Annotated in this window: 25 protein-coding genes; 10 read left to right on the top strand and 15 right to left on the bottom strand. The window is 72.1% G+C overall.

The genetic code is table 11. The features are described from left to right. Window positions 1-173: 173 nt before the first annotated feature. On the bottom strand, window positions 174-1214 hold the full coding sequence (locus ACYBSK_RS01180; RefSeq protein ID WP_460244877.1) for a peptidoglycan DD-metalloendopeptidase family protein: 1041 nt from the start codon (window positions 1212-1214) through the stop codon (window positions 174-176). A gap of 394 nt (window positions 1215-1608) precedes the next feature. Between ACYBSK_RS01180 and ACYBSK_RS01175 the strand changes: the two genes are divergently transcribed. The 5 genes from ACYBSK_RS01175 (at window position 1609) to ACYBSK_RS01155 (ending at window position 7817) form a co-directional block, all read left to right on the top strand. Beyond that, on the top strand, window positions 1609-2196 hold the full coding sequence (locus ACYBSK_RS01175) for a TMEM165/GDT1 family protein (RefSeq protein ID WP_457474927.1): 588 nt from the start codon (window positions 1609-1611) through the stop codon (window positions 2194-2196). A gap of 120 nt (window positions 2197-2316) precedes the next feature. Continuing rightward, window positions 2317-3990 carry an FAD-binding dehydrogenase gene (locus tag ACYBSK_RS01170; protein ID WP_460244876.1) on the top strand — a complete coding sequence of 558 codons (1674 nt, stop codon included), beginning with the start codon at window positions 2317-2319 and terminating at the stop codon, window positions 3988-3990. Further along, window positions 3987-4784 (top strand): SDR family oxidoreductase, encoded by a 798-nt coding sequence (locus ACYBSK_RS01165; RefSeq protein WP_457474925.1) that lies wholly within the window; start codon window positions 3987-3989, stop codon window positions 4782-4784. Before ACYBSK_RS01170 ends, ACYBSK_RS01165 begins: the two co-directional genes overlap by 4 nt. Window positions 4785-5172: 388 nt before the next feature. After that, window positions 5173-6966 carry a S9 family peptidase gene (locus ACYBSK_RS01160; RefSeq protein ID WP_460244875.1) on the top strand — a complete coding sequence of 598 codons (1794 nt, stop codon included), beginning with the start codon at window positions 5173-5175 and terminating at the stop codon, window positions 6964-6966. A 56-nt stretch (window positions 6967-7022) separates the two neighbouring features. Continuing rightward, complete coding sequence (locus ACYBSK_RS01155; RefSeq protein ID WP_460244874.1) at window positions 7023-7817, top strand: SURF1 family protein; 795 nt, start codon at window positions 7023-7025, stop codon at window positions 7815-7817. Between the two features lie 201 nt (window positions 7818-8018). On the opposite strand, the gene ACYBSK_RS01150 is transcribed toward ACYBSK_RS01155, so the two are convergent. From ACYBSK_RS01150 to ACYBSK_RS01110, 9 genes are all read right to left on the bottom strand, one after another. Beyond that, window positions 8019-8863 (bottom strand): IS5 family transposase gene (locus ACYBSK_RS01150; protein ID WP_460242586.1). Its coding sequence is split into 2 segments (ribosomal slippage): window positions 8019-8533 and window positions 8533-8863, totalling 846 coding nucleotides; the frame shifts between segments, so codons are not numbered across the junction. A gap of 35 nt (window positions 8864-8898) precedes the next feature. Continuing rightward, the gene (locus ACYBSK_RS01145) at window positions 8899-9222 is read right to left on the bottom strand and encodes a hypothetical protein (RefSeq protein WP_460242585.1); all 324 of its coding nucleotides are present in this window, start codon (window positions 9220-9222) and stop codon (window positions 8899-8901) included. Window positions 9223-9375: 153 nt separating this feature from the next. Next, window positions 9376-10443, bottom strand: a complete 1068-nt coding sequence (locus ACYBSK_RS01140) for a hypothetical protein (protein ID WP_460244873.1) — start codon at window positions 10441-10443, stop codon at window positions 9376-9378. Beyond that, window positions 10440-11114, bottom strand: coding sequence for a SigE family RNA polymerase sigma factor (locus ACYBSK_RS01135; protein WP_457474921.1), 675 nt, complete (start codon window positions 11112-11114; stop codon window positions 10440-10442). Before ACYBSK_RS01135 ends, ACYBSK_RS01140 begins: the two co-directional genes overlap by 4 nt. 308 nt (window positions 11115-11422) lie before the next feature. Further along, window positions 11423-12493, bottom strand: a complete 1071-nt coding sequence (locus tag ACYBSK_RS01130) for an aspartate-semialdehyde dehydrogenase (protein ID WP_457474920.1) — start codon at window positions 12491-12493, stop codon at window positions 11423-11425. Beyond that, window positions 12493-13779 carry an aspartate kinase gene (locus ACYBSK_RS01125; protein WP_457474919.1) on the bottom strand — a complete coding sequence of 429 codons (1287 nt, stop codon included), beginning with the start codon at window positions 13777-13779 and terminating at the stop codon, window positions 12493-12495. The genes ACYBSK_RS01130 and ACYBSK_RS01125 overlap by 1 nt, the downstream gene beginning before the upstream one ends. 278 nt (window positions 13780-14057) lie before the next feature. After that, window positions 14058-14726, bottom strand: a complete 669-nt coding sequence (locus ACYBSK_RS01120) for a DUF5063 domain-containing protein (RefSeq protein WP_457474918.1) — start codon at window positions 14724-14726, stop codon at window positions 14058-14060. Next, window positions 14719-15318 (bottom strand): recombination mediator RecR, encoded by a 600-nt coding sequence (gene recR / locus ACYBSK_RS01115; RefSeq protein WP_385763237.1) that lies wholly within the window; start codon window positions 15316-15318, stop codon window positions 14719-14721. Before recR ends, ACYBSK_RS01120 begins: the two co-directional genes overlap by 8 nt. A gap of 80 nt (window positions 15319-15398) precedes the next feature. After that, window positions 15399-15743, bottom strand: coding sequence for a YbaB/EbfC family nucleoid-associated protein (locus tag ACYBSK_RS01110; RefSeq protein WP_457474917.1), 345 nt, complete (start codon window positions 15741-15743; stop codon window positions 15399-15401). A gap of 323 nt (window positions 15744-16066) precedes the next feature. On the opposite strand from ACYBSK_RS01110, the gene ACYBSK_RS01105 reads away from it, so the two are divergent. Beyond that, the gene (locus ACYBSK_RS01105) at window positions 16067-16834 is read left to right on the top strand and encodes an SLATT domain-containing protein (RefSeq protein WP_457474916.1); all 768 of its coding nucleotides are present in this window, start codon (window positions 16067-16069) and stop codon (window positions 16832-16834) included. Window positions 16835-17059: 225 nt separating this feature from the next. On the opposite strand, the gene ACYBSK_RS01100 is transcribed toward ACYBSK_RS01105, so the two are convergent. From ACYBSK_RS01100 to ACYBSK_RS01090, 3 genes are all read right to left on the bottom strand, one after another. Further along, on the bottom strand, window positions 17060-17710 hold the full coding sequence (locus tag ACYBSK_RS01100) for a hypothetical protein (protein ID WP_457474915.1): 651 nt from the start codon (window positions 17708-17710) through the stop codon (window positions 17060-17062). A gap of 94 nt (window positions 17711-17804) precedes the next feature. Continuing rightward, a complete protein-coding gene (locus ACYBSK_RS01095) occupies window positions 17805-18491 on the bottom strand; it encodes a GntR family transcriptional regulator (RefSeq protein ID WP_460244872.1) in 687 nt (228 codons plus the stop codon). 99 nt (window positions 18492-18590) lie between these two features. Further along, complete coding sequence (locus tag ACYBSK_RS01090) at window positions 18591-19946, bottom strand: aminotransferase class III-fold pyridoxal phosphate-dependent enzyme (RefSeq protein ID WP_460244871.1); 1356 nt, start codon at window positions 19944-19946, stop codon at window positions 18591-18593. Window positions 19947-20106: 160 nt separating this feature from the next. On the opposite strand from ACYBSK_RS01090, the gene ACYBSK_RS01085 reads away from it, so the two are divergent. The 3 genes from ACYBSK_RS01085 (at window position 20107) to ACYBSK_RS01075 (ending at window position 22734) form a co-directional block, all read left to right on the top strand. Further along, a complete protein-coding gene (locus ACYBSK_RS01085) occupies window positions 20107-20619 on the top strand; it encodes a hypothetical protein (protein WP_460244870.1) in 513 nt (170 codons plus the stop codon). A gap of 130 nt (window positions 20620-20749) precedes the next feature. Further along, window positions 20750-21448, top strand: a complete 699-nt coding sequence (locus ACYBSK_RS01080) for a response regulator transcription factor (protein WP_460244869.1) — start codon at window positions 20750-20752, stop codon at window positions 21446-21448. Beyond that, on the top strand, window positions 21448-22734 hold the full coding sequence (locus tag ACYBSK_RS01075; protein ID WP_460244867.1) for a sensor histidine kinase: 1287 nt from the start codon (window positions 21448-21450) through the stop codon (window positions 22732-22734). Before ACYBSK_RS01080 ends, ACYBSK_RS01075 begins: the two co-directional genes overlap by 1 nt. 195 nt (window positions 22735-22929) lie before the next feature. On the opposite strand, the gene ACYBSK_RS01070 is transcribed toward ACYBSK_RS01075, so the two are convergent. Together ACYBSK_RS01070 and ACYBSK_RS01065 are read right to left on the bottom strand one after the other, a co-directional pair. After that, on the bottom strand, window positions 22930-23739 hold the full coding sequence (locus tag ACYBSK_RS01070; protein WP_460244866.1) for a polyphosphate polymerase domain-containing protein: 810 nt from the start codon (window positions 23737-23739) through the stop codon (window positions 22930-22932). Continuing rightward, window positions 23736-24422 carry a DUF4956 domain-containing protein gene (locus ACYBSK_RS01065; RefSeq protein WP_460244865.1) on the bottom strand — a complete coding sequence of 229 codons (687 nt, stop codon included), beginning with the start codon at window positions 24420-24422 and terminating at the stop codon, window positions 23736-23738. The genes ACYBSK_RS01070 and ACYBSK_RS01065 overlap by 4 nt, the downstream gene beginning before the upstream one ends. 170 nt (window positions 24423-24592) lie before the next feature. On the opposite strand from ACYBSK_RS01065, the gene ACYBSK_RS01060 reads away from it, so the two are divergent. Then, entirely contained in the window at window positions 24593-26467 is a 1875-nt protein-coding gene (locus tag ACYBSK_RS01060) for a serine/threonine-protein kinase (protein ID WP_460244864.1), read from the top strand. Window positions 26468-26544 lie beyond the last annotated feature (77 nt).

The raw sequence follows: 26544 nt of genomic DNA, 5'->3' as shown, positions 1-26544 counted from the left end.
CGGCGATGTCGCCGACGGCCCGCGCGCCGGAGGCGTTCGCCGATGCCGCGCCGAATGCGGCCAGGGCGGTCATGGTGGTACCGACCAGCGCGGCGCGCCAGGCGCACGGAAGTTGCCCGGCGGCCGGCACGGCAGGTGAACCTAGGCAGCAGCCGTTACCGGTCCATTACCGGTCACAGCCTCAGCCCCCGCCCCCGCAGCCACGGCAACGGGTCGATGCCCGAGCCGAACCGGGGCGTGATCCGCACCTCGAAGTGCAGGTGCGGTCCGCTGGCGTTGCCGGTCGCCCCGGACAGGCCGAGCACCTCGCCCGCGTCGAGGCGGTCGCCGGTGCGCACGCCGATCCGCGACAGGTGGGCGTACTGCGTGTAGTAGCCGTCGGCGTGTTCGACGACGACCTGGTTGCCGAAGCCGTCGCCGCAGCCCGTGGCCACGACGGTGCCCGCGCCGACCGAGTGCACCGGGGTCCCGGTGTCCACGGCGAAGTCCTGGCCGGTGTGCGTGTGCGCCCACCGGTGGCCGTCCGAGCCGAAGCCCGCCGACAGGGGCGCCGGGTCCACCGGCTTCACCCACGTCCGCCCCGCGCCGGTCCGGTCGTCGTCGCCGACGTCGCCGCGTTCGCACGTCCCGTTCCCCGACGGCATCGGGCCCGCCGCCGCGAGGGCCCGCGCACGAGCCGCGCGCATCTCCGCCTCGGCCTTCGCCAGTTTCGCCTCGATGTCGGCGCGGGCCGCCGCGCGGCGCTCGGCCTGCGTCTTGAGCTCCGCCACCAGGCGGGCGGACTCGGCGCGGCGGTCGGCGACGCGGTCGCGGGCCCGCGTGACGCGGTCGGTGAGCTGGCGGGCGGCGCGGTCGCCGCGGCGGGCGAGGACGGCGGCGTCGAGGGCGCGCTGCGGGGTGGCGGAGGTGAGCAGCGGCAGCATCGTGCCGAGGCCCGAGGCGCCCCGGTACTCGCTGCGGGCCTGGCGGGCGAGGGCGGCCCGCAGGGTGTCGAGCCGGTGCTGTTCGGTGGCCTGGTGCCGCGTGATGCCGGCGAGCCGCCGCTCGCCCTCCCGCACGGCGTCCCGCGCCTTCTCGTGCGCGGCGACGGCGCCCGACGCCTCCCGCAGCAGCCGGTCGGCGCGGGCCGAGAGCGGTCCGATGCCGGGGCCGTCGTCCGCGGCCGCCGGGGCGGTGGCGGAGCCGAGGAGCGCGGCCACCACCACCGCGGCCACGCACGCGGCCGCCCCCGTACGCCTCGTCGCGTTCCGTCGTACACATCGCATCGACTGAATGTCGCAAAAAGGGGTGGGGTGGGTGGTGGTGCGGGGGCGTGTCCTCGGGGTGGGATCCATCGGACGTACCACTCACGAGGGCTCCGTGTACCCTGAAAGGGCAAGCGAAGGGGAGTAGCCCCGCGAACCGGTCGTCGACACACTGGAACCCCCGGGTTCCCGGTGGCCGGGCTCGGGCCGTGATCGCGCGGACCGGGTGGGCGAGACCTTCGACCAGGCAGAACACGCACACGTGCGCAACCGCGCCGACGTGTGTCCGCTGCCGGGTCGAGTGGTCCTCCCTACGCAGCGGGGCGGGGTTCACGACGGCCCGGCCCGCACAGAAAGCGTCCCCATGGATCTCGATCCCCTGGCGATCGTCACCGCCTTCGGGCTGATCTTCCTCGCCGAACTCCCGGACAAGACCATGTTCGCCTCCCTGGCCATGGGCACCCGGATGAAGCCGCTCTACGTCTGGTTCGGCACGTCGGCCGCCTTCCTCGTGCACGTCGCCATCGCCGTCGGCGCGGGCTCGCTCCTCGGCCTCCTGCCCGGCTGGATCGTGAAGGTCGTCTCCGGCCTGATGTTCCTCTTCGGCGCGTTCATCCTGCTCAAGGGCGGCGACGACGAGGACGGCGAGGACGAGGCGGGCGCGAGGACCGTCACCGGTTTCTGGCCGGTCTTCGGCACGGCGTTCATGGCCGTGTTCATCAGCGAGTGGGGCGACCTCACGCAGATCACCACGGCCAACCTCGCCGCCACCAACGGCACCTGGTCCACGGCCATCGGTTCGTGGGCCGCCCTGATGTCGGTCTCCGCGCTCGCCCTCGTCGCCGGCCGCTTCATCGCGAAGCGGGTGCCGCTCAAGACCGTTCAGCGCGTGGGCGGCTTCTGCATGCTCGCGCTGGCGGTGTGGTCGTTCGTCGAGGTGTTCACCGGCTGACGGTCCGAAGTGACCGACAAGTAGGGCCGCGTACAGCCATAGCCGTACGCGGCACTTGCCTCGCCCTCTCGAATGCGTGAACGTGTCGTTCCGACGCCTACGTACTCCGAGGGGAACCGCATGAGCAGCAGTGACGCCAGTGCTGATGTCATCGTCGTGGGAGCCGGCCTCGCCGGTCTCGTCGCCACGTACGAACTGACCCGCGCGGGCAAGCGGGTCGTGCTGGTCGACCAGGAGAACGAGGCGAACCTCGGGGGCCAGGCGTACTGGTCGCTCGGCGGGCTGTTCCTCGTCGACTCCCCCGAGCAGCGGCGCATGGGCATCAAGGACTCGTACGAGCTCGCCCTCGCGGACTGGCTCGGGTCCGCCGGGTTCGACCGCGACGACGAGGACCACTGGCCGCGCCGGTGGGCCGAGGCCTACGTGCGGTTCGCCGCCGAGGAGAAGCGGGACTACCTCCTCGGGCTCGGCCTGAAGGTCACCCCCAACGTCGGCTGGGCGGAACGCGGTTCGGGCACCGCCACCGGGCACGGCAACTCCGTGCCGCGCTTCCACATCACGTGGGGCACCGGGCCCGAGGTCGTGCGCGTCTTCCGGGAGCCGGTGCTCGCGGCCGCCGAGCGCGGGCTCGTCGACTTCAAGTACCGCCACCAGGTCGACGAGTTGATCGTGGAGGACGGCGCCGCCGTCGGCGTCCGCGGCTCGCTGCTCGAACCGTCCGCCACCGCGCGCGGGGTCGCGTCCTCGCGCGAGGTCGTCGGGGACTTCCAGCTGCGCGCGAAGGCCGTGATCGTCACCTCCGGCGGCATCGGCGGCAACCACGAACTGGTCCGCAAGAACTGGCCCGTCGAGCGCATGGGCGGGCCCGCGCCCGAGTCCATGGTGACCGGCGTCCCCGCGTACGTCGACGGGCGGATGCTGGAGATCACCGAGGCCGCGGGCGCCTCCCTCGTGAACCGCGACCGCATGTGGCACTACACGGAGGGCCTCAAGAACTGGGACTCGATCTGGCCCGGCCACGGCATCCGGATCATTCCGGGGCCGTCCTCGCTGTGGCTGGACGCCGAGGGCAGGCGGCTGCCCGCGCCGCTCTTCCCCGGCCACGACACCCTCGCCACGCTCAAGCACATCACCGGGACCGGGCACGACCACACCTGGTTCGTCCTGACCCGCGCCATCGTGGAGAAGGAGTTCGCGCTCTCCGGCTCCGAGCAGAACCCCGACATCACGGGCAAGGACCTGAAGCTGGTCCTCCAGCGCGTGAAGAAGGGGGCGCCCGGACCGATCCAGGCGTTCCTCGACAAGGGCGAGGACTTCGTCGTGCGGCGGAACCTGAAGGACCTCGTCGCGGGGATGAACGAGCTGACCCCGTCGACTCCCCTCTCCTACGAGCAGGTCGAGCGCGAGATCGTCGCCCGCGACCGCGAGGTCGCCAACGGGTACTCCAAGGACCTCCAGATGATGGCGATCCGCAACGCCCGCTCGTACCTCTTCGACCGCCTCACCCGCGTCGCCAAGCCGCACCGGCTGCTCGACCCGGCGCAGGGCCCGCTGATCGCCGTACGGCTGCACGTGCTCACCCGCAAGACGCTCGGCGGACTGGAGACCAACCTCGACTCGCAGGTCGTGCGGCCCGACAAGTCCCTCTTCCCGGGGCTGTACGCGGCCGGGGAGGTCGCCGGGTTCGGCGGTGGCGGCGTGCACGGGTACAACGCGCTCGAAGGAACGTTCCTCGGCGGCTGCATCTTCTCCGGCCGCGCCGCGGGGCGCGCCCTCGCGCGGAGCCTGGCGTGAGTACGCGGGGCACGGCCCTGGTGACGGGGGCCTCCTCGGGGATCGGGGCGGCGGTCGCGGCGGCGCTCGTGCGGCGCGGCTACACGGTGTACGGCACCAGCCGGGACCCGCGGAAGGTCGCGGCTCCCGTGCCGGGCGTGGAGTACCTGCCGCTCGACCTCGCCGACGAGGAGAGCATCGAGGCGCTCGCGCGGTCGGTCGGCGAGGTCGACGTGCTCGTCAACAACGCCGGGGAATCGCAGAGCGGCCCGTTCGAGGAGCTGCCGATGGACGCGGTGCGGCGGCTGTTCCAGCTCAACGTGTTCGGGGCGGTGCGGCTGTCGCAGCTGCTGCTGCCGGGGATGCGGGAGCGGCGGCGGGGGCGGGTGGTGATGGTCGGCTCGATGCTGGCCAGCTTCCCGCTGGCGTACCGGTCCTCGTACGTCGCCTCGAAGGCCGCGATCAAGGGGTTCGCGAGTGCGGCGCGGCGGGAGTACGCGCCGTACGGGGTCGGGATCACGACGGTGGAGCCGGGGTCGATCGCCACGGGGATCAGTGAGCGGCGTACGCAGTACGTGGCGGAGGGATCGCCGTTCCGGGCGGCCTACGACACGATGCTCGCGGCGCTCAACTCCAATGAGGCGAGCGGGATTTCGGCGGAGAAGGTGGCCGCGAAGGTGGTTTCGGTGGTGGAGGCGGGGCGGCTGAAGCCGTTGTACGCCGTGGGGAGCAATGCGCCGGTGGTGTTCGCGTTGCGGAGGGTGTTGTCGCGGGGGGCGGCCGAGCGGATGGTGGCGCGCAGGCACGGGTTGTGAGGGGTGGGTGGGCCGTCGCTCGGTGGCCCACCCGGGGTGGACGCCGCGGGGCTCCGCCCCGGACCCCGCTGCTCAATCGCCGCAGGGGCTTGAATGGGCCGCGGCTCAATCGTCGCGGGGGCTTGAACGTGGGGCCCAACAGGGGGTTGAGCAGCGGGGGGTGGGGGCGTACATTCCCCTCACCGTCGCCGCGTGCGCGTGGTGGATCGGATGAATTGCGTCGGTGCTGTTCATCCGTGGGCCGGGCCGTGCGGGGCGGGATGCAGGCGCGAGCGGAAGCGGGAGCACCTGCGTAGGCCGGCCCGGCCACTCCCCCCGGAAAGCACCGATCCGGTCGGGCCGAGCCCGCTCCCGGCGGATTGTCGGCGGGGGCAGGCACACTGGGGCCATGACTGAGAGCAACATGCCCGACTGGGAGAAGCGGTTCCGGGCGCCGCGCGTCTCGCTGCCCGACTGGGCCGAGGACGCGCCGGACCGCTCGCTGTTCGTGTCGAACGCGACGGGGACGTACGAGCTGTACGCATGGGACCGGGCGACGGGCGAGCAGCGCCGCGCGACGGACCGGGCGAACGGGACGACGGACGGCGTGCTCTCCCCCGACGGCGCGTGGATCTGGTGGTTCGACGACACGGACGGGGACGAGTTCGGGACCTGGCTGCGGCAGCCCTTCGAGGGCGGGGACGACGTCGAGGCCGTGCCCGGTCTCGCCGCCTCCTATCCCGCGGGGCTCGCCCTCGGACGCGACGGGCACACGGCGGTCGTCGGCCGCTCCACGGACGACGAGGGCACGACGATCCACGTCGTACGGCCCGGCTCCGACGCCCCCGTGGAGATCTACCGGCACCGTGAGTCGGCCGGCGTCGGCGACCTGTCGCACGACGGGACGCTGATCGCGATCGAGCACACCGAGCACGGCGACGCGATGCACGGCTCGCTGCGCGTGGTCCGGCTCGACGGTTCGACGGTCGCCGAGCTCGACGACAGCAAGGGCGGCGAGGAGGAGCTCGGCCTGGAGGTGCTCGGCTTCGCGCCCGTGGCCGGTGACACGCGGCTGCTCGTCGGGCACCAGCGGCGCGGCCGCTGGGAGCCGATGGTGTGGGACGTCGCCACCGGCGAGGAGACCGACCTGGCGCTCGACCTGCCGGGCGACGTGTCGGCGGAGTGGTACCCGGACGGTTCGGCGCTGCTCGTCGTGCACGAGTTCGAGGCGCGCGGCGAGCTGTGGCGCTACGAGTTCGCGACGGGGGCGCTGACGAAGGTCGACACCCCGGTCGGCTCGGTGTCGGGCGCCTCCGCGCGGCCCGACGGCAGCGTCGAGTACCTGTGGTCGTCGGCCGCCGAACCGCCGGTCGTGCGCTCCACCACGGGTGACGTGGTCCTCGACCCGCCCGGTATGAAGGCCCCGGCCTCCGTGCCCGTCGAGGACGTGTGGGTGGAGGGGCCCGGCGGCCGCATCCACGCCCTCGTACAGAAGCCGGCCGGTGCCGGTGCCGGTCCGCTGCCCACCGTCTTCGAGATCCACGGCGGGCCGACCTGGCACGACTCCGACGCGTTCGCGGCGGGCCCGGCGGCCTGGGTCGACCACGGGTACGCGGTGGTGCGGGTCAACTACCGGGGCTCGACCGGGTACGGGCGGGCGTGGACGGACGCGCTCAAGCACCGCGTCGGCCTGATCGAGCTGGAGGACATCGCGGCGGTGCGCGAGTGGGCCGTCTCCTCCGGGCTCGCCGACCCCGAGCGGCTCGTCCTCGCGGGCGGCTCCTGGGGCGGCTATCTGACGCTGCTCGGCGTCGGCACGCAGCCCGGCGCGTGGGCGGTGGGTCTCGCGGCGGTGCCGGTCGCCGACTACGTGACGGCGTACGAGGACGAGATGGAGGCGCTCAAGGCCCTCGACCGCACGCTGTTCGGCGGCTCCCCCGAGGAGGTCCCCGACCGGTTCCGCGTCTCGTCCCCGATCACGTACGTCGACGACGTGAAGGCGCCGGTCTACATCTCGGCGGGCGTCAACGACCCGCGGTGCCCGCTCCAGCAGATCGACAACTACGTCGACCGGCTCGCGGCGCGCGGCGCGATCCACGAGGTGTACCGGTACGACGCGGGGCACGGTTCGCTCGTCGTCGAGGAGCGCATCAAGCAGGTCGCGCTCGAACTGGACTTCGCGAAGCGCCACTTGCCGGGCTGAGGTCCGACGAGGGGGTCGCGGTACGGGTCCTTATATCGGACCCGTACCGTGGAGGTGTGTACCGGTTCCTCCTGACCCCGCGCTGGTGGGGGATCAACATCTTCGTCCTGCTCGCGATCCCCGTGTGCATCTTCATGGGCTCGTGGCAGCTCAGTCGCTTCGAGGACCGGGTGCAGGACCACAAGACGGTGTCCGAGCAGACGAAGGCGAACGAGACGGCTGCCGCGCGGCCGCTCGCCTCCGTGCTGCCCGTGGACAAGAAGACCTCCGGGATGCGGACGACCGCGACCGGCCGCTACGGCGAGCAGCTCCTGGTGCCGAACCGGGACCTCGACGACCGCAGTGGCTTCTACGTCGTGACGCTGCTCAAGGTGGAGGGGACCGGGAAGGCGCTGCCGGTGGTCCGCGGGTGGCTGCCCGGCAAGGCGTCCGCGGCGAAGGCGCCGGCCGCGCCGAAGGGTGAGGTCACCGTCGTCGGGGCGCTTCAGGCCTCGGAGTCCGCGACGTCGAACGGGGTGACGGCCACGGGTGGGCTGCCCGCCGGGCAGGTCGGGGTGATCGGTGCGGCGTCGCTGGTGAATCTGGTGCCGTACGACGTGTACGACGCGTGGGTCACGCTCGACGAGGCGGATTCCGGGATGACGGCGGTGCCGGCGTCGGCGCCGGAGGGCAGTGGGCTGGACCTCAAGGCGTTCCAGAACCTCGGGTACACGGGTGAGTGGTTCGTGTTCGCGGGGTTCGTGGTGTTCATGTGGGTGCGGTTGGTGCGGCGCGAGGCGGAGGCCCTCCGGGATGCGGAACTGGGCCTCACGGAGCCGGCCCCGTCCCCGCAACCCAAGACCTCCGTCTGAGCCACCCGGGGTGTACGCCTCGGGGCTCCGCCCCGGACCCCGCTGCTCAATCGCCGCAGGGGCTCAAATGGCCCACCGGATCTTGAGCAGCGGGCCCGGCCACCCCTAGCCCTTCCGGCGATTGAGGAGCGGGTGCGGCCACTCCACGCCTTCCGGCACTTGAGGAGCAGGTCCGGCCACCCCTAGGCGGTTTCGTTTGGATCACCTGGCTGACCAGAGGAAGATGCTCGCAACGAGGAGTCCGGCCAGGTAGATGGCTGCTGCCTTCTCGTAGCGGGTGGCGATGCCTCGCCACTGTTTCAAGCGGTTGATGCAGCGTTCGACCGTGTTGCGCTGCCTGTAGGTCTCGCGGTCGAAGGCGGGTGGTCGGCCGCCCCGGCTGCCGCGTCTCAGGCGGTGGCCGCGTTGATCAGCCGGCACGGGTATAACCGCCCGGATGCCGCGCCGTCTGAGGTGTTCACGGATGGCGCGTGACGAATACGCCTTGTCTGCGAGGACTGCCTCTGGCCGGGTTCGGGGCCGTCCACGTCGCCGGGGAACACGCAGCCGGGCCATCACGTCAGCGAAGGCGGGCGCGTCACCGGCCTGTCCGGCGGTGAGATGGAAGGCCAGGGGCCGGCAGTTGCCATCGGCTGCGAGATGGATCTTCGTGGTTAGTCCGCCGCGAGACCGGCCGATGGCGTGGTCGTCCGGCTCGCCGGCCGGGGCCCCTTTCTGCGGGCTCCGGCCGCGTGCTGGTGGGCTCGCACGATCGTAGAGTCCACCGAGACGACCCAGTTCAGCTCCCCGTCGGCGTCGGCCTGTGCCACAAGCGCGGTGAACACCCGCTCCCATGTGCCGTCGGCGGACCACATCCGCAGCCGGTTGTAGACGCCCCGCCAGTTTCCGTACTTCTCCGGCAGTTGCACCCACTGTGCCCCGGTCTGAAACTTCCAGGCGATGGCGTCGATCACCTCTCGGTGGTCCCGCCATCGGCCACCCCGCTTCGGTGTCCGGTCCGGCAGTAACGGCTCGATCCGCGCCCACTGCGCGTCAGTCAACGACACACCCGGACAACGAGCAGACGATCCGGAGGGAGCGACTACACGCAGCCGGTGCCATCGGTCTCGACGGCAACTGTCCACCAGGAGGTCACTTTGGCAGCCATCTCTTCCGGCTCTGACGGAAGAGGGGTGAGACCGAAGTGATCTACCAGCTCATGCCGCAGGAACTCGCCGATCTCCGCTTGGTCGGCGCCACGCCGGAGCCGCCGCAGGAGAGGGACGAGCATGCAGTCGTACTCGTCTTGCACCTCGTCAGCGACGCCGATCGGGTCCCACTCATTGAGCAGATGCCGCAGGCCGTTCTCGGTGACGTCGGTTCCGGGTCGCATCGCTCCAGAATGCCGCTCCGGAACCGCCGTCATCGCTCACCCCCACCTTGATCCAAACGAAACCGCCTAGCCCCTCCGGCGATTGAGGAGCGGGGTACGGGGCGGAGCCCCGGCTTTTGAGCCTCTCCGGCGATTGAGGAGCAGGTCCGGCCACACCAAGCCCCTCCGGCGATTGAGGAGGTTCGGTCAGGAGGCTGGGAGGAGGCCGGTGCGGTAGAGGGTGCCGGCGCAGGCGTCGGAGATGGTGGTGGCGGCGGACGGCGCCCCCGGCTCCGCCGTGTGGGAGACAGCCACACTGCCTTCCTCGGCCCCGTCGGACCCGAGCTGCGTCGTCGTCTGGGGCGCGGTGTCGGTCGTGGCCTCCCCACCCGACCCCGTGTCCTGACTCGGCGAGGGGGACGGGGAGGGCCCCGCGGTCCCCCCGTCACCGCCACCGGTTCCGCCCGACGAGGGGCAGGACGCCGACGGCACCCACGCGAACCGCACCTCGTACGCCTTGCCCGGTTCGAGGATCAGCTGGCTCGGCTCGGTCGAGGGGTCGGGGAGCCCGGACCCGTCGCCCGAGGTGTGGTCGACGACGCTCACCTTCGCCGGGTCGGCCGCGCCCTGCGCGACGGTGACCACGGATCCCGGGTTGTCCACCGTGCAGTTGGAGCCCGAGACGTTGGCGACGCGGAACGAGCCGTAGACCTTGCCGTCCGCTGCGGGCGGCCCCACGGACGCGGTCGGAGCGCCCAGCTCGCCCGCCGCACAGGTGGGAGAGCTGGCGGCCGCGGTGGACGCGGGATCGCCGCCACCGGCGGCGGCGCCGGAGCCCTTGTGCTCGTCGCCCTTCGCGCCCTTCTTGCCGTCCTTGTCCTTGTCCTTGGCGTGGGACGGCTTCCCCCCGCCGTCCTGCCCCGCGCCACCGGTCTCCGTGCCCTCGGTCGCCCCGCCGTGCGTGGCCTGGCTGTGGCCCGCGATGGACGGCTTGGCGCCGGAGGAGTCCGTGTTCGCCACGTGCAGCACGGCCGGCACCGCCATCGCCGCGAAGACGCCCACGGCGACCGCGCCCACGGCGGCCTGCCGCTTGCGGGCGCGGCGGGCCGGAACCGCCCGCTGCAACGCGTCGAGGGCCTGGTCCGAGGGCTCGATGTCGGAGACGGCCTGCCGCATCATGCGGCGCAGCGCCAGCTCGTCCGTGCCGGGCTCGCCTGCCTCACGCACTTCGTCGGCCGCCCGCTCCTCCGGGCCGCCGTCGAGATGGTGGTTCATGCCGGCTCCTCCATGGCGACGCGCAGCGCCGCGATACCCCTCGATCCGTACGCCTTGACCGAGCCGAGCGATATCCCGAGCGCCTCGGCGACCTGCGCCTCCGTCATGTCCGCGAAGTATCGCAGGACGAGGACCTCGCGCTGACGGCGCTGCAACCCCCGCAGCGCCTTCTTCAGGGCGTCACGCTCCAGCAGGTCGTACGCACCCTCCTCCGCGCTCGCCATGTCCGGCATCGGCTTGGTGAGCAGCTTGAGGCCGAGGATGCGGCGGCGCAGCGTGGACCGCGACAGGTTCACCACGGTCTGCCGCAGATACGCGAGCGTCTTCTGCGGGTCGCGCACCCGCTTGCGCGCCGAGTGCACGCGGATGAACGCTTCCTGCACGACGTCCTCGCAGGAGGCGGTGTCGTCGAGAAGCAGCGCCGCGAGCCCCAGCAGGGAGCGGTAGTGGGCGCGATAGGTCTCGGTGAGATGGTCGACGGAGGTACCGGCCTGCGTCATCGACTCGTCAGCGCCCTGTGCCGGAACGCGCGCCGGCCGCGCCGCGGGCATGGGGGCGATCACCGGCATGCCGCCGGCCGTGCGCACACGGCGGGTTCCAAGGGGAGCGAGAGGCGGACGAAGGGCCGCGCCCGTCGCCCGCACCGCTGTGAAGTCCAGTACTTCTGCCACGCCTGTTGGACAAGCTTCCCCCCGTCAGGGTTGTACGCGTCAGGCGCCCCTTTTGCGACAGACCTCGTCGTCCCCACCCAGGGCGCCGCCTCGAATGCCGACATGCGTACCACTCTTCCCCTATGCCCCATATGTCCGAGCCGTTCTCCACACCTCGGCAGGGCGACCGCAAAGACGCTCCCCGCCCTGCTTCCGGTTGCAGGGCGGGGAGGGAAATACCGCTTACACAAAACTCACACAGAATCTTACGAGTCAACGCGCGTAGGGGAAGGGGCATCCCGGATCACGGGCGTGGAAAGAGCCGCAGCTCACAGGGGAGTGAGCTCGGCCGCCACGAGTTCGGCGATCTGCGCGGTGTTCAGAGCGGCGCCTTTGCGGAGATTGTCCCCGCACACGAAGAGTTCGAGCCCCGCCGGATCGTCGAGCGAGCGCCGTACGCGCCCCACCCACGTCGGGTCGGTGCCCACCACGTCGGCGGGCGTGGGGAACTCACCGGCGGCCGGGTTGTCGAAGAGGACGACGCCGGGGGCGGTCGCGATGATCTCGCGGGCCCGGTCCACGGTGACCTCGCTCTGGAAGCGGGCGTGGACGGTGAGGGAGTGCGTGGTGACGACCGGCACCTGGACGCAGGTGACGGCGACCTTCAGGTCCGGCAGCCCGAGGATCTTGCGGGTCTCGCCGCGCACCTTCATCTCCTCCGAGGACCAGCCGTCCTCGCAGAGCGCGCCCGACCACGGCACGACGTTCAGCGCGACGGGCTCCGGGAACGGTCCCGTCCGGTCGCCGACGGCCCGGCGCAGATCGCCCGGCGCGGTGCCGAGCTCCGAACCGGCCACCAGGGACAGCTGCGCCCGCAGCGTCTCCACACCGGCCTGCCCCGCCCCGCTCACCGCCTGGTAACTGGACGCGACCAGCTCGCGCAGCCCGAACTCGGCGTGCAGCGCCCCGATCGCCACGATCATCGACAGCGTCGTGCAGTTCGGATTGGCGATGATGCCGCGCGGCCGCACGCGCGCGGCATGCGGATTCACCTCGGGGACGACGAGCGGTACGTCGGGGTCCATGCGGAAGGCCGGCGAGTTGTCCACCACGACGGCGCCCTTGGCGGCGGCGACGGGCGCCCAGCGCGCGGCCACGTCGTCGGGCACGTCGAACATCGCGACGTCGACCCCGTCGAAGACGGACTCCTCCAGGGCGACGACCTCGACCTCCTCACCGCGTACGGAGAGCTTGCGCCCCGCGGAGCGCGCGGAGGCCACGAGCCGGATCTCGCCCCAGATGTCCGCGTGCTGCGAAAGGATCTGCAGCAGAACGGCGCCGACGCTCCCGGTCGCTCCCACGACCGCGAGCGTCGGACGCCTGGCGGAGACTTGGGCCATCAGCGGCCGGTGCCCCCGTAGACCACGGCCTCGTCGGAGTCCGAGTCGAGACCGAAGGCCGAGTGCACGGCGCGGACCGCCTCGTTCACGTCGTCGGCGCGCGTGACGACCGAGATGCGGATCTCGGAGGTCGAGATCAGCTCGATGTTCACGCCCGCGTCGGTGAGCGCCTCGAAGAAGCCGGCGGTCACACCCGGGTTCGTCTTCATGCCGGCGCCGACGAGGGAGATCTTGGCGATCTGGTCGTCGTAGCGCAGCGAGTCGAAGCCGACGTTGGCCTTCTGCTTCTCCAGGGCGTCGATGGCCTTGCGGCCCTCGGTCTTGGGGAGCGTGAAGGAGATGTCGGTCAGACCGGTCGACGCGGCCGACACGTTCTGCACGATCATGTCGAGGTTGATCTGGGCGTCCGCGACGGCCCGGAAGATCTTCGCGGCCTCACCCGGCTTGTCCGGCACTCCGACAACGGTGATCTTCGCCTCGGAGGTGTCGTGCGCGACACCCGAGATGATGGCCTGCTCCACGCCCTGTTCCCCTTGCTGCTTCTTCTCGATCGGCTCGTTGCTGACCCACGTGCCCTGCAGCCCGCTGAAGCTGGAGCGGACGTGGATCGGGATGTTGTACCGACGGGCGTACTCCACGCAGCGGTGGAGCAGCACCTTCGACCCGGAGCTGGCGAGCTCCAGCATGTCCTCGAAGGAGATCCAGTCGATCTTCCGCGCCTTCTTCACGACGCGCGGGTCGGCGGTGAACACACCGTCGACATCGGTGTAGATCTCGCAGACCTCGGCGTCGAGCGCGGCGGCGAGGGCGACGGCGGTGGTGTCGGATCCACCACGACCGAGGGTCGTGATGTTCTTGCCCTCCTGGCTGACGCCCTGGAACCCGGCGACGATGGCGATGTTGCCCTCGTCGATCGAGGTCCGGATGCGCCCCGGCGTGACGTCGATGATCCGTGCTTTGTTGTGGACCGAGTCGGTGATGACACCGGCCTGACTGCCCGTGAACGACTGGGCCTCGTGCCCCAGGTTTTTGATCGCCATGGCCAGCAGGGCCATGGAGATCCGCTCTCCGGCGGTCAGCAGCATGTCGAATTCGCGCCCGGCAGGGATCGGGGAAACCTGCCCGGCGAGATCGATCAACTCATCCGTCGTGTCGCCCATCGCGGACACCACAACGACAACCTGGTTGCCGTTCTTCTTGGCGTCGACGATGCGCTTGGCGACCCGCTTGATGCCCTCGGCATCTGCAACGGAGGAGCCTCCGTACTTCTGCACGACAAGGCCCACGTGCGCTCCTCGCTCAGTCCGTCTGTCACCGCATGTACGTATGCGCACTGCGGTCGGCTCAGTTTAACGAGCGGCCGAAATCCGCCCCGGATATATCACATCGTGAGATGTCCCGCCCACGACCTGATCACCAGGTTTCCGTTTGCCGACCTCCGGCCGCTCCGGACAAGCGCATGCCCAGACCGTGCCGGGGCAACCGGGAAGTGGGGCGGGTCACACTCTTGACACGGGAGCCGGGGTGGGTGTTGCGCAGTTCCCCGCGCCCCTGCGGGGCGCTCCTACTTCACGGGGCGCAGGCCCAGCGGACCGGCGATCTCCGCTGCCATGACCTGGCCCGCCTCCTCCTCCAGCGTGCCCTCGGCCGCTGACAGGTCCTCGTCGGTGTCGAGGCCGTCGAGGTCCTCCAGGGGCTGGTTCAGGCGGACGTGGGCCACCAGGGACTGGAGGGCGCGCAGCGTCGCCGAGGCCGTCGAGCCCCAGTTGGAGAAGTACGAGAACTGCCACCACCACAGCGCCTCGGTGATCCGGCCCGCGCGGTAGTGGGCCATCCCGTGCCGCAGGTCGGAGACGACGTCCGCGAGGTCGTCCGAGATCCGCGCGGCGACCGGCGCCTTGCGGGGCTCGTACGGGTCGAAGACCTCGGAGTACACGTCGACCGGGTCGAGCATCGCGCCCAGGCGTTCGCGCAGGTCGTCCATGTCGGGCTCGGCGCCCAGGTCCGGCTCGTAGCGCTCGTCCGGGAGGATGTCCTCGTGCGCGCCCAGGCGGCCGCCCGCGAGCAGCAGCTGGGAGACCTCGAGCAGCAGGAACGGCACCGCCGAGTCCGGCTCGTCGCCCTTGGCGATCTCGGTCACGGCGACGATGAACGACTCGATCTGGTCCGAGATCTGAACGGCGAAGTCGTCGGGGTCCGGACCCTGCGGCGACTTCTCTGGCGTCTTAGACATCTAGGAGTCTTCTCCCCTCGAAGGCGCGGCCGAGGGTCACCTCGTCCGCGTACTCCAGGTCGCCCCCGACGGGGAGGCCGCTGGCCAGGCGGGTGACCTTCAGGCCCATGGGCTTGATCATGCGGGCGAGGTACGTCGCTGTGGCCTCGCCCTCGAGGTTCGGGTCGGTGGCGAGGATGAGCTCGGTGACCGTGCCGTCCGCGAGGCGGGCGAGCAGTTCCCTTATCCGCAGGTCGTCCGGTCCGACGCCCTCGATGGGGCTGATCGCGCCACCGAGCACGTGGTACCGCCCGCGGAACTCACGGGTGCGCTCGATCGCCACGACGTCCTTGGGCTCCTCCACGACACAGATCACGGAACCGTCCCGCCGCTGGTCGCGACAGATGTTGCACAGCTCCTCCTGCGCGACGTTGCCGCACGTCGCACAGAAGCGGACCTTCGCCTTGACCTCCATCAGCGCCTGCGCGAGGCGTCGCACGTCGGTCGGCTCCGCCTGAAGGATGTGGAAGGCGATCCGCTGCGCGCTCTTGGGACCGACGCCGGGCAGCCTGCCCAACTCGTCGATGAGGTCCTGGACCACGCCTTCGTACACGGATTGCCTTCGCCTTCGGGTCGTCTACTGCTGGTTCCGCGGGTGCCGCGTCCTGGTACGTACGGTAGTTGGCGGCGGGGTCAGAAGGGGAGACCCGGAATGCCGCCGCCACCGCCGAGGCCCTGGGCGAGCGGGCCGAGCTTCTGCTGCTGGAGGGTCTGCGCGTTCTCGTTCGCCGCCTGGACCGCCGCGACCACCAGGTCGGCGAGGGTCTCGGTGTCCTCCGGGTCGACCGCCTTCGGGTCGATCACGAGGTTGCGCAGCTCGCCGCCTCCGGTCACCGTCGCCTTGACGAGACCGCCGCCGGCCTGGCCCTCGACCTCCGTCTGCGCCAGCTCCTCCTGAGCCTTCGCGAGGTCCTGCTGCATCTTCTGGGCCTGCTGGAGCAGCTGCTGCATGTTGGGCTGGCCACCACCGGGGATCACGATCAGCTCCTGTTCCGGTCCGCTTCCGGTCCGTTGCGCGACGACGTCGGGCGGGGCGTATGTCTGCGGTTGTCCGCCGGTGCCCCTGGATCCGAGCCTACGTGGTCGGGGGGTCCGGTGGCGCGGGGACCGGGAGCCTCACGGGGGCACGGACGGCGTCTTTTCCGCTCTGCACTCTTTCGAGTGAGATGGGTTGCTTTCTATACCTGATGCACGCCCACGTCCGGGCGGAGATCCGGTGAAAACAGGGGTTCGGCCACCCATTGGGCGGTAGGAAGATGCTGCACATCAGCCCCAGCAGTGACCAGTCGAGGGAGTTCCGGGTGAGTCAGCCGGAGATGCAGCCCGAAGGAGCGCCCCACGAGGGGGCGGCCCCGGGCCGGAGCGGCGGCGGGGGCACCCGCGGCGGCAAATCCCCCCGGCAGGGCGATCTCACCGGCCGTACGTTCCCCCTCGGCGACTGGGGCGAGCCCGCGGAGCGGCTCGACGAGCTGTACCGGTGGGTCGAGGACGGGGCGCTGCGCACGGCGGACTGGTACCTCGCGGACCGGGTGTGGAAGCGGCGGGGTGCGCGGACGCTGCGGACCGGGACGGTGCTGGGGGCGGTGTGCGGGGGTGTGCTTCCGCTCCTCGACCTCACGGGTGTGGTGGGCGGGGTCGCGCCCTGGGGGTATCTGTCGCTGCTGATCGCGGTGGCGTGTGTGGCGTGCGACCGGTACTTCGGGCTGACGTCCGGGTGGATGAGGGACGTGGCGACGGCGCAGGCGGTGCAGCGGCGGTTGCAGGTGCTCCAGTTCGACTGGGCGTCGGAGAACGTGCGGGAGGTGCTGGGGCCCACGGAGGGGACGGCCAGTGAGGCGGCCGAGCGGTGTCTTGGGGTGCTGCGGAGGTTCTCCGACGACGTGACGGAGTTGGTGCGGGCGGAGACGGCGGACTGGATGGTGGAGTTCAGGTCGGGGCCTGCGCCGTTGACGATGCAGGCGGCGGTGCCGGGTGGGGGGCGGCAGGTGGAGCAGCCCAGCAGTCGGTTTCCGTTGCCGCCGGGGGCGCGGCCCAACATGCCGCGTCAGCGGCCCCCGGAGCCCCGGTAGGGGTGCCACCGGCGGATGGCCCCACGCCACGGGGCTCCGCCCCGGACCCCGCTCCTCAATCGCCGGAGGGGCTCCAAAAATCGGGGCTCGCCCCGGGCCCCGCTCCTCAGCCGCCGGAGAGGCTCCAAAAGATCGGGGCTCTGCCCCGGGCCCCGCTCCTCAAGCGCCGGAGGGGCTTGATTGGGGCCGGAGGGGCTTGAATGGCCCCCGGAGGGGCTTGGATGGTCAGCTGAAGATGAGCATGGAGCCTTGGGCGAGGCTGCGGGTGGCGGCCTGGTGGAGGCCGAGCCAGACGTGGCGTTCGCGGGCGAAGGGGCTGTCGTCCAGGGGGACGGCCGCGGCCGGTTCCTCCAGGGACGTGGGGGCCGCGGGCGGCGCCGGGGGCGCGGGCGGGTTGGCCGGGTCGATGCCGATGGACGGCGCCACGTACTCCAGCTCCCGCAGCAGCGCGTGCGACGAGCCCAACGGGCCGCCCCCCGCGAGGAGTTCGTCGTTGGACAGCGGCGCGGGGAAGTCCACGGGCACGTACGCCCCCGCGTGGTCGTAGTGCCACACCAGGTGCGAACTCTGCGCCGTCGACTCGAACATCTCCAGGAGCTGCTCGTAGTCGCCGCCCAGTTCGTCGACCGGCGTGACGGCCAGCCCGCAGATCTGGAGCAGGTACGCCCGCCGCAGGAAGTGCAGCGCGTCGTAGTCGAACCCCGCGATCGGCGCCACGTCCCCGGACAGGCCCGGCATGTACGCGTAGACCGGCACCGGTGGCAGTCCTGCCTCGCCCAACGCCTTGTCGTAGAGCGCGAGTTCTTCGGCGAACGGGTTGTCGGGGCTGTGGCACAGCACGTCGACCAGGGGAACGAGCCACAGGTCACAGGCCAAGGGGGCTCCTCAGTGCTCCGGAGTACGTCAGGTCAGGGTAGTGCGGCGCGGGCCGGTGGTGACCTGTCTTGCGCGTACCCGTTGTTCCCGCCTGCTAGCCGCCCGTCAGCGTCTCTATCAGGGAAAGGGAGTCGTCGTTGTACGAGGCGATGAGCGCCTGCGCGGCGTCGGGGTCGCGGTCGGCGAGCGCGTCGACCAGCGCGCAGTGCCCCGCCCACAGCCGGCCCCGGAGGTCCCCGGCGGCGCGCAGGTGCGGGACCGCGCACATCCAGGACTGCACGCGCAGGCGGTGGAAGAAGTCGGAGAGGTACGGGTTGCCGAAGAGGGCGGAGAGTTCGCGCCAGAAACGCAGGTCGTAGCCGATGAGGACGTTCAGGTCGCCGGCCGTCGCCGCGCGGGACGCCTCCTCGCCGCGGCGCCGGACACCGGCGAGGTCCTCGGCGGTCCGCGGGGCGCGGTCCGGGTCGGCGGACAGGCCGCGGAAGATTCCGTCGGCGACGAGGCTGCGGGCCTCGATCATCGCGCGGTAGTCCGGGAACGAGTACTCGTGGACGCGGAAGCCGCGGTGCTGGGCGGAGTCGAGGAGGCCCTGGGCGGAGAGGTCCACGAGGGCCTCGCGGACGGGCGTGGCCGAGACGCCGTAGCCCTCGGCGATCTCCTTGACCGTGAACTCCTGGCCGGGAGTGAGGCGGCCCGCCAGGATCTCGTCGCGCAGCGCGTCCGCGATCTGCTGGCGGAGGGTGGAGCGGGTGACGGCGGGGCTGCCGTCGGGAACAGGCACGGGTCGGTTCCCCCGGTTCGGGTGGTGGGGCGGGCGGTCGGGGCGGGGCAGGGCGGGTCGGCTGGTCAGGTTACGCCCCGCCCCGGCCCCGCGACCGGGTTACGCCACGTGCTCGTCGGCCGCGGACAGCGCGACGTCCAGGGCGGCGAGGCCCTCCTTGGCCTCCGCCTCGGTGATTTTCAGGGCGGGCACCACGTGGGTGCGGTTCATGTTGATGAAGGGCCACAGGCCGTTCGCCTTGGCGGCGGCGCCGAACGCGGCCATCGGGGCGTTGGCCTCGCCCGTCGCGTTGTACGGGACCAGCGGCTCGCGCGTGGCGCGGTCCCGTACGAGCTCCAGGGCCCAGAACATGCCGACGCCGCGCACCTCGCCCACCGAGGGGTGGCGCTCGGCGAGGTCGCGGAGGGCCGGCTCGACGACCTCGGAGCCGAGCTTCGCGGCGTGCTCGACGATGCCCTCCTCCTCCATCACGTTGATGGTGGCGACGGCGGCGGCGCAGGCCAGCGGGTGGCCGGAGTAGGTGAGGCCGCCGGGGTACGGGCGCTTCGCGAAGGTCTCGGCGATCGCGCCGGAGATGGCGACGCCGCCGAGCGGGACGTACCCCGAGTTCACGCCCTTCGCGAAGGTCATGAGGTCCGGCGTCACGTCGTACAGGTCGGCGGCGAACCACTTGCCCGTACGGCCGAAGCCCGCCATGACCTCGTCGAGGACGAACACGATGCCGTAGCGGTCGCAGAGCTCGCGGACACCGGCGAGGTAGCCCTTCGGCGGCAGCATGATGCCCGCCGTGCCCGGCACCGTCTCCAGGATGATCGCCGCGATGGTCGCCGGGCCCTCGAACTGGATCGTGGACTCCAGGTGCTCCAGGGCGCGCTCGCACTCCTGCTCCTCCGTCTCCGCGTAGAAGCGGGAGCGGTAGAGGAACGGCGCCCAGAAGCGGGCCACGCCCGCCGTGCCGGTGTCGTTGGCCCAACGGCGCGGGTCGCCCGTCACGTTGATGGCCTGCTGAGTGCCGCCGTGGTACGAGCGGTACGCGGAGAGCACCTTCGGGCGGCCCGTGTGCAGGCGGGCCATCCGCAGGGCGTGCTCGACGGCGTCGGCGCCCGCGTTGGTGAAGAAGATCTTGTCGAGGTCGCCGGGGGTGCGCTCGGCGATGAGGCGTGCGGCCTCCGAGCGCGACTCGATGGCGAAGGCCGGGGCGAAGGTCGTCATCCTCCCCGCCTGCTCCTGGATCGCCGCGACGACCTTCGGGTGCTGGTACCCGATGTTCGTGTAGACGAGGCCGGAGGTGAAGTCGAGGTAGCGGTTCCCGTCGTAGTCCCAGAAGTAGGAGCCTTCGGCGCCGGCGACGGCCAACGGGTCGATCAGCTCCTGTGCCGACCAGGAGTGGAACACGTGCTTGCGGTCCGCGGCCTTGACGGCGGCGCCGACCTGGGGATTCGGCTGAGGGGTCATGGGGCCGAGGGTAAATGCGCGATGCACCGGCACACCATCGGCGTCCTGTCTGTGGGACGCCGCCGAACCCGACAACCTGTCGCCCCGCCCCCGGCCCGGGTCGCTTTCGGCATGGCGCTTTTAGCGTGGCGTTAGGAAACCGTCGGGCAGGCTGGCCGTCATGAGACAGCCGATCGCGCAGCGCTGGCGCAATGTCGCCGTGACCGCGGCCTGGGTCGCCGTGGGGACCACCGCGGGGGCGCTGGGCGCCTGGCAGTTGGCGGGAGCCGACGCGGACGCGGGAGCCGGTGCGCACGGGCGGCCGCTCGACGACGTGGCCGTGCGGCGGGCGCTGGCCTCCGCGGAGGCGGCGCCGCGGCCGTCGGGATCGGCGTCGGCGTCCGGCTCCGCCGCCGCCTCCCCCGCCGACCAGCGGCGCACGCTGCGGTTCACCGGGGGCTCGGCGAGCGTCGAGTGCGGGGCGGACGGTGGGGTGTACCTGGTGTCGTGGAGTCCGGCGGACGGGTACGAGATCGATGACGACGACGTGGTGCGGGGGCCGGGGCGGGTGGCGCGGGTCAAGGTGGAGCCGGAGGACGGGGACGATTCTCTCTACGAGATTCGGTGTGGGGTGGGGGGTGGGGGGCCGCGGGTTGCGCTCGTCGCCGAGCCGGATGATGACGATGACGACTGAGCGCGGCGTCGGGGGTGCGCTCCTGGGGCGCTGCCCCAGACCCCGCTCCTCAATCGCCGGAGGGGCTTGATGCGGGCTCGCCGGAGGGGCTTGATGTGGGGTCGGTGGAGGGGTTTGGTTGGGTGGTTGTATGCCTCATCTATTGGTCGTCGAAGATGATCCCGCGTTGCGGAACGCACTGGTTCGAGCCCTGCGGGACCGTGGTCACGCCGTCGCCACCGCGGCGACGGGGATGGCCGGGCTCGATGCCGCCGTCACGGACCGGCCCGATCTGGTCGTGCTCGATCTGGGGCTGCCGGATGTGGACGGCGCCCGGATACTCCGGATGCTGCGCGCGGTGAGCGACGTGCCGGTGATCGTGGCGACGGCCCGCGACGAGGAGCCGGAGATGGTCGCGGTGCTCGGGGACGGGGCCGACGACTACATCGTGAAACCGTTCGGCGCGGCCCAGTTGGACGCCCGGATCAAGGCGGTGCTGCGGCGGCTCGGGCTGCCCGGCGACGTCGACGAGCCGCTCACGGTCGGCGGGCTCGTGGTCGCGCCCGCCTCCCGCGAGGTGACGCTCGACGGACAGCCGCTGGACCTGACGCCCCGCGAGTTCGACCTCCTCGCCTACCTCGCCCACCGCCCCGGCCAGGTCGTCTCGCGCCGCGAGCTGCTGGCCGAGGTGTGGCAGCAGCCGCTCGGCGGCGCCGACAAGACCGTCGACGTCCATCTGTCGTGGCTGCGAAGGAAGTTGGGCGAGTCCGCGCAGGCGCCCCGCTATCTGCACACCGTGCGCACGGTGGGTGTGAAACTGTCGGCGCCGGAGGCCGGGGATGCCTCGTAATGCGGCGCACCCTGCTGCTCCTGACGGCCGCCACCACCGCCCTCGTCCTGACCGCGCTGCTCGTCCCGCTGACCCTGCTCACCCGCAGCCACGCCGCGGACCGGGCGACCGCGGAGGCGACGGCGCGCGCCCAGTGGGTGGCCGCCGCGATGGGGCCCACGCTGCACAGCGCGGGTGAGCGGGCGGGCGCCGAACAGGCCGTGGAGAGCGTCAACTCGACCTCCCGGCCGGACACTTCGCTGATCTTCGCCGACGGCAGGGTGATCGGGGCGCCGGCCGCCGTCACCGACGCGGTGCGGCTCGCGCGGGCGGGGCGCGCGTTCACGTACGAGGCGCCGGGCGGCGGACGTCAGGTGCTGGTGCCGGTGCAGGGCGCGGAGGGCGGCACGGCCGTCGTCCAAGTGACGCTCACGAACGGGCAGTTGTACGACGGGATGCTCTCGTCGTGGCTGACGCTGGCCGGGATCGGGGTGGGCCTCGTCCTCATCGGGCTGCTGCTCGCGGACCGGCTCGGGGCGCGGCTCGTCGGGGCGACGCGGGCGCTGGCCGGGACGGCGGACCGGCTCGCGGGCGGTGACCTCACGGCGCGCGCCGAGCCGCAGGGGCCGCCGGAACTGCGTTCCGTGGCGGCCGAGTTGAACCACCTTGCCGCCCGCATCGACGAACTGCTCACCGCCGAGCGGGAGAACGCGGCGGACCTCGCGCACCGGCTGCGCACCCCCGTCGCGGCGCTGCGGCTCGACGCGGAGGGGCTGCGGGACGCGGAGGAGGCGGAGCGGATCGCGGCGGGGGTCGCTTCGCTGGAGCGGGGGGTGGACGAGGTGATCCGCAAGGCGCGCAAGCCGTTGCGGGGGACGGCGGGGGCGGACCTCGCGGCGGTGGCCCGGGACCGGGCCGCGTTCTGGGAGCCGCTCGCCACCGATCAGGGGCGGGTGCTGGAGGTGTCCGTGCCGGAGGCGGTGGTGGCGGTGCCGGTTCCGGAGGACGAGCTCGTCGCGGCGCTCGACGCGCTGATCGGCAACGTGCTGGACCACACGCCGCAGGGCGTGGGGTTCCGGGTGGTGGTGCGGAGGGCCGGGGCGGCGGTGGAGTTGGTGGTCGCGGACGACGGGCCCGGGATTCCGCCGGAGTCCGAGGCGCGGGGGGCGAGTGGGGGTGGGTCCACGGGGCTCGGGCTGTCGATTGTGCGGCGTACGGTGGAGGAGTCCGGGGGTGAGGTGTCCGTCGCGAACGGAGCGGGCGCCACCATCACCCTCCGGTGGCCCCCTTCCAGCCCCTCTGGCTGATCCCCCTCTAGCCCCTCCGGCTGATCCCCCTCCAGCCCCTCCGCTGGCCCACTCCAGCCTCACCGGTGGCCCACTCAAGCCCCTCCGGCGATTGAGGAGCGGGGTTCGGGGCAGAGCCCCGAGACCGCAACCACCGGCACCGTGCCCCGCCCTGGGGCTCCGCCCCAGACCCCGCTCCTCAAACGCCGGAGGGGCTTAATAGGCGGGGGTCAAGGGGCCGGAAGGGAAGGCGCGGCGGGCCGCGTGGGACCAGCGGTTGGGGGTCAGGTCGGGGCGGAGGGCCGCGAACCCGCCGCAGTACTTCGTGAACTCGGCCGCCCGCACCCCGAACCGGTGCAGCATCCGATCCGCCTCCGTGAGGTGCCCCCGCGTCTTCGTCTCGACGAGGACGAGCCCCCCGTCCGCCCGAACCGTCCGCCCGTCGGAGACGTCCCGCACGACGAGCCCCGCGTCGCACGTCACCCGCTGCCCGTCGGCGACGAACGTGGCGCGCTGGTAGTCCGTGACCAGCGAAGGCGCGAGCTCGTCCGGCGCGTCGATGCCGTACGCCCCGCCGAGCACCCCCGCGAGGAACCCCCGCTGCGCCGCGTCCAGCGGCCCCTCCGCGCCGTCGAGGCGGCGCCGGTGCTTGACCGTCTCGCCCCGGCCGTTCTTGAGCTTGACCTCGAACTGCCGCTCCCCGCTGTCCTGGTAGACCCGCTCCCGGATCTTGTAGCGGAGCCGCCGCCCCTGCCGGTGGTCGTGGTAGGTGCGAAGGTCGGCGGTGTCGTAATAGGTGGATCTGTACGAGAACCAGCGGCGGCCGTTCAACGACAGCGCCCGGAACGGGCCCCCGGCCCGCCGGGGGTCGGTCAGCAGCGCCGCGAAGTCCTCGAAGACCTCCACCGGCACCAGATAACTGTTGTCGTAGCGGGCCAGCAGCTCGGCCCTGTCGTTCAGTTCGTCCAGCGACAACGGCTTGGCGGCGAGTGCGGCGCGCCCGATGGCGCGTACGGCGGGGATCACACGGTCTCCTGGTGATAGGCGGCTGCGGTCTTCGTCGTACTGCGAGGCTCATGACGGCCATGAGCGTCCCGGTGGGTACGTGAGTGACGTATGGGCTCCTCCGATCGTTCCCGTACATCCGGTTGCCGGAATTCAACTTCCACAACCATGAGGTCGCGTACGTAGTCGATCTCCCGCACCGTCCAGCCGTGCGGCGGACCCACGCGTCGCGCGAGTTCGGCCCGCAGCGCGTTCTCGTCGGTGTGCACGGCGTCGAGGGTGACGACGGCGCGGCGGTCGCGGGCGTACAGGCGCGGGTGGTCGGCGACGTAGACGACCACGAGGAGCAGCGCGACGAGCGCGGCGGTGATGCCGAGCCCGAGGGCGCGCAGCCCGCACAGCAGCCCGAGTACCAGCGTGACGAAGTAGTACGCCACTTCCTGGTGCCGCAGCGCGTCCGAGCGCAGCCGCACGATGGACAGCACTCCGAACAGGCCGAACCCGAGGGCGAGCCCGCCGCCGCGGCCGACCTCGCCGAGCGCGGCGACGACCGCGAACAGCGCGACGTTCAGGGCGAGATACGCGGGCACCAGCTCGCGCCTGCGGTGCCGCGGGTAGAAGATCCCGAAGGTCAGTACGGCGACGGCCAGCAGGTCGAGGCCCAGATGGGCGCCGAGTTGGATGACGGGAGGGCTGTTGTCCATGGCTCGCACGCTAGGCACGGCCGGGTTAACGCCGCGCTTGGTGACAGTTAACGAACGGCGTAACCGAACAGCCACGGAACGGAACCGGCGACGCCGCGAAGCGCCTCATCTGTCATAGGTCGGCACTAGTCTCAGTTCGTTGCACACATACCGGGGGAGGGTGGCGCGACATGGAGGGAATGCGGGGCGGGCAGAGCATCGGGGCCTACCGACTGCTCGGCCGGCTGGGGGCGGGCGGCATGGGCGAGGTGTACCTCGCGCGTTCGGAGCGCGGGCGCACGGTCGCCGTGAAGGTGGTGCGCCAGGAGCTCGCGGAGCAGGAGGAGTTCAGGAACCGGTTCCGGCAGGAGGTCGAGGCCGCGCGGCGGGTCGGGGGCGCGTGGACGGCGCCGGTCCTCGACGCGGACACGGACGCGGAGATCCCCTGGGTGGCGACGGGTTACGTGGCCGGGCCCAGCCTCCAGCAGGTGGTGTCGCACGACTACGGCGCGCTGCCGGAGCGTTCGGTGCGGATCCTCGCGGGCGGGCTCGCGCACGCGCTGAAGGACATCCACGCGGCGGGCATCGTCCACCGCGACCTCAAGCCGTCGAACGTGCTGATCACCATCGACGGCCCGCGCGTCATCGACTTCGGCATCGCGCGCGCCCTGGAGACGCTGACCGACGGCGGGTTCACGCGCACCGGGGCGCTGGTCGGCTCGCCCGGTTTCATGGCGCCGGAGCAGGTGCGCGGCGACCGGATCACGCCCGCGTGCGACGTGTTCTGCCTGGGTTCGGTGCTCGCGTACGCGGCGTCGGGGCGGCTGCCGTTCCGTACGTCCAGCAGCGGGGTGCACGCCCTGATGTACCGCATCGCGGAGGAGCCGCCGGAGCTCGGGGACCTGCCGGAGGGCTTGCAGGACCTGGTCCGCGACTGCCTGCACAAGCAGCCGGAGGCCCGTCCCACGCTCGACGACCTGCTCCGCCTCACCCGTGCCGACGACACGCTCGGGGACGGCGGCCGCACGCGCGATCCGTGGCTGCCGGGCGCGCTGGTGGCCCAACTGGGGCGGCACGCGGTCAAGTTGCTGGACACGGAGAACCCGGAGCGCACGACGGTCGAACCGGCGGCGCCGCCCGCCGGGCCGGCCGCGACCGAACCCGCCGAACCGCCCCGCCCGGCCGGCCCACCCGCGTCGCCGGTGCCGCCCGTGGCGCCCGCTCCGGTAGCGGCCGACGATCCCGCTCCCCCGCCGCCCGGCCGGCCGGGCGCGGCCCCGCTGGACCACCTCCCGACGGTGGTCGCCCACGAGTCGCCGCACACCCCGCCGCCGACCGCGCCCGCCGCGCCGTACGGCTACCCGCACCCGCCCTCGGGGCCGTCCGGACCCTCGTACGGCTACCCGCAGAGCGGCTGGAGCCAGACCCCGCCCTACGGGCCGCCGCCTCCGGCGCAGGAGCCGCGCCGCAGCCGGTCGACCCCGGCGCTGATCGTGGTCGCGCTGATAGTGGCGCTGGGCGCGGGCGGTTCGGTGTACGCGCTGATGAACGGCGAGGGCTCGCCCTCCGGTGAGGCGGACGGCAAGGTCTCCGCATCGGCCGACGCGTCCGGTCCGTCGTCGTCCTCCGGCCCGGACGCGGCGGACTCCCCGAGCGAGGACGTGTCGTCGGCCCAGGAGTCGCGACAGGAGTCGCCGCGGTCCGCCGACGCGGGCGCCGTGCCCACGCGCTTCCTCGGCACGTGGGAGAGCGCGATCGACAACTCCCTGGGCCATCACCCGCGCAGCATCACGCTCCAGCAGGGCGAGTCCGGCGACACGGTCTTCTCCCTGACGGCGGACGGCTACCAGAAGAACGGCGAGCCGTACCACTGCGTGTTCCAGGGCCGGCTGGAGTCGGCGACCGCCTCCACGGTCCGCATCGGCCCCACCGACCCGACCACGGCGCAGCCGAGCGGCGCCTGCACACCGGGCGCGCCGAGCACGATCACGCTCACCGCGGACGGCCGCCTGACGCGGGTGATGGCGGGCGGCGAGAAGCCGCTGACCTACGACAGGTCGGGGTGACGGCCGCCGGGTAGGGCGCGGAACGCGCCGGTGCCCCGGCCCGCCGCAGCGGACCGGGGCACCGGGGCGTGCACCAC

The sequence above is a fragment of the Streptomyces sp. BYX5S genome (genome assembly GCF_054724165.1).
Note: the sequence above shows the minus strand (reverse complement) of the source record. Positions and strands in the feature narration are given on the sequence as shown.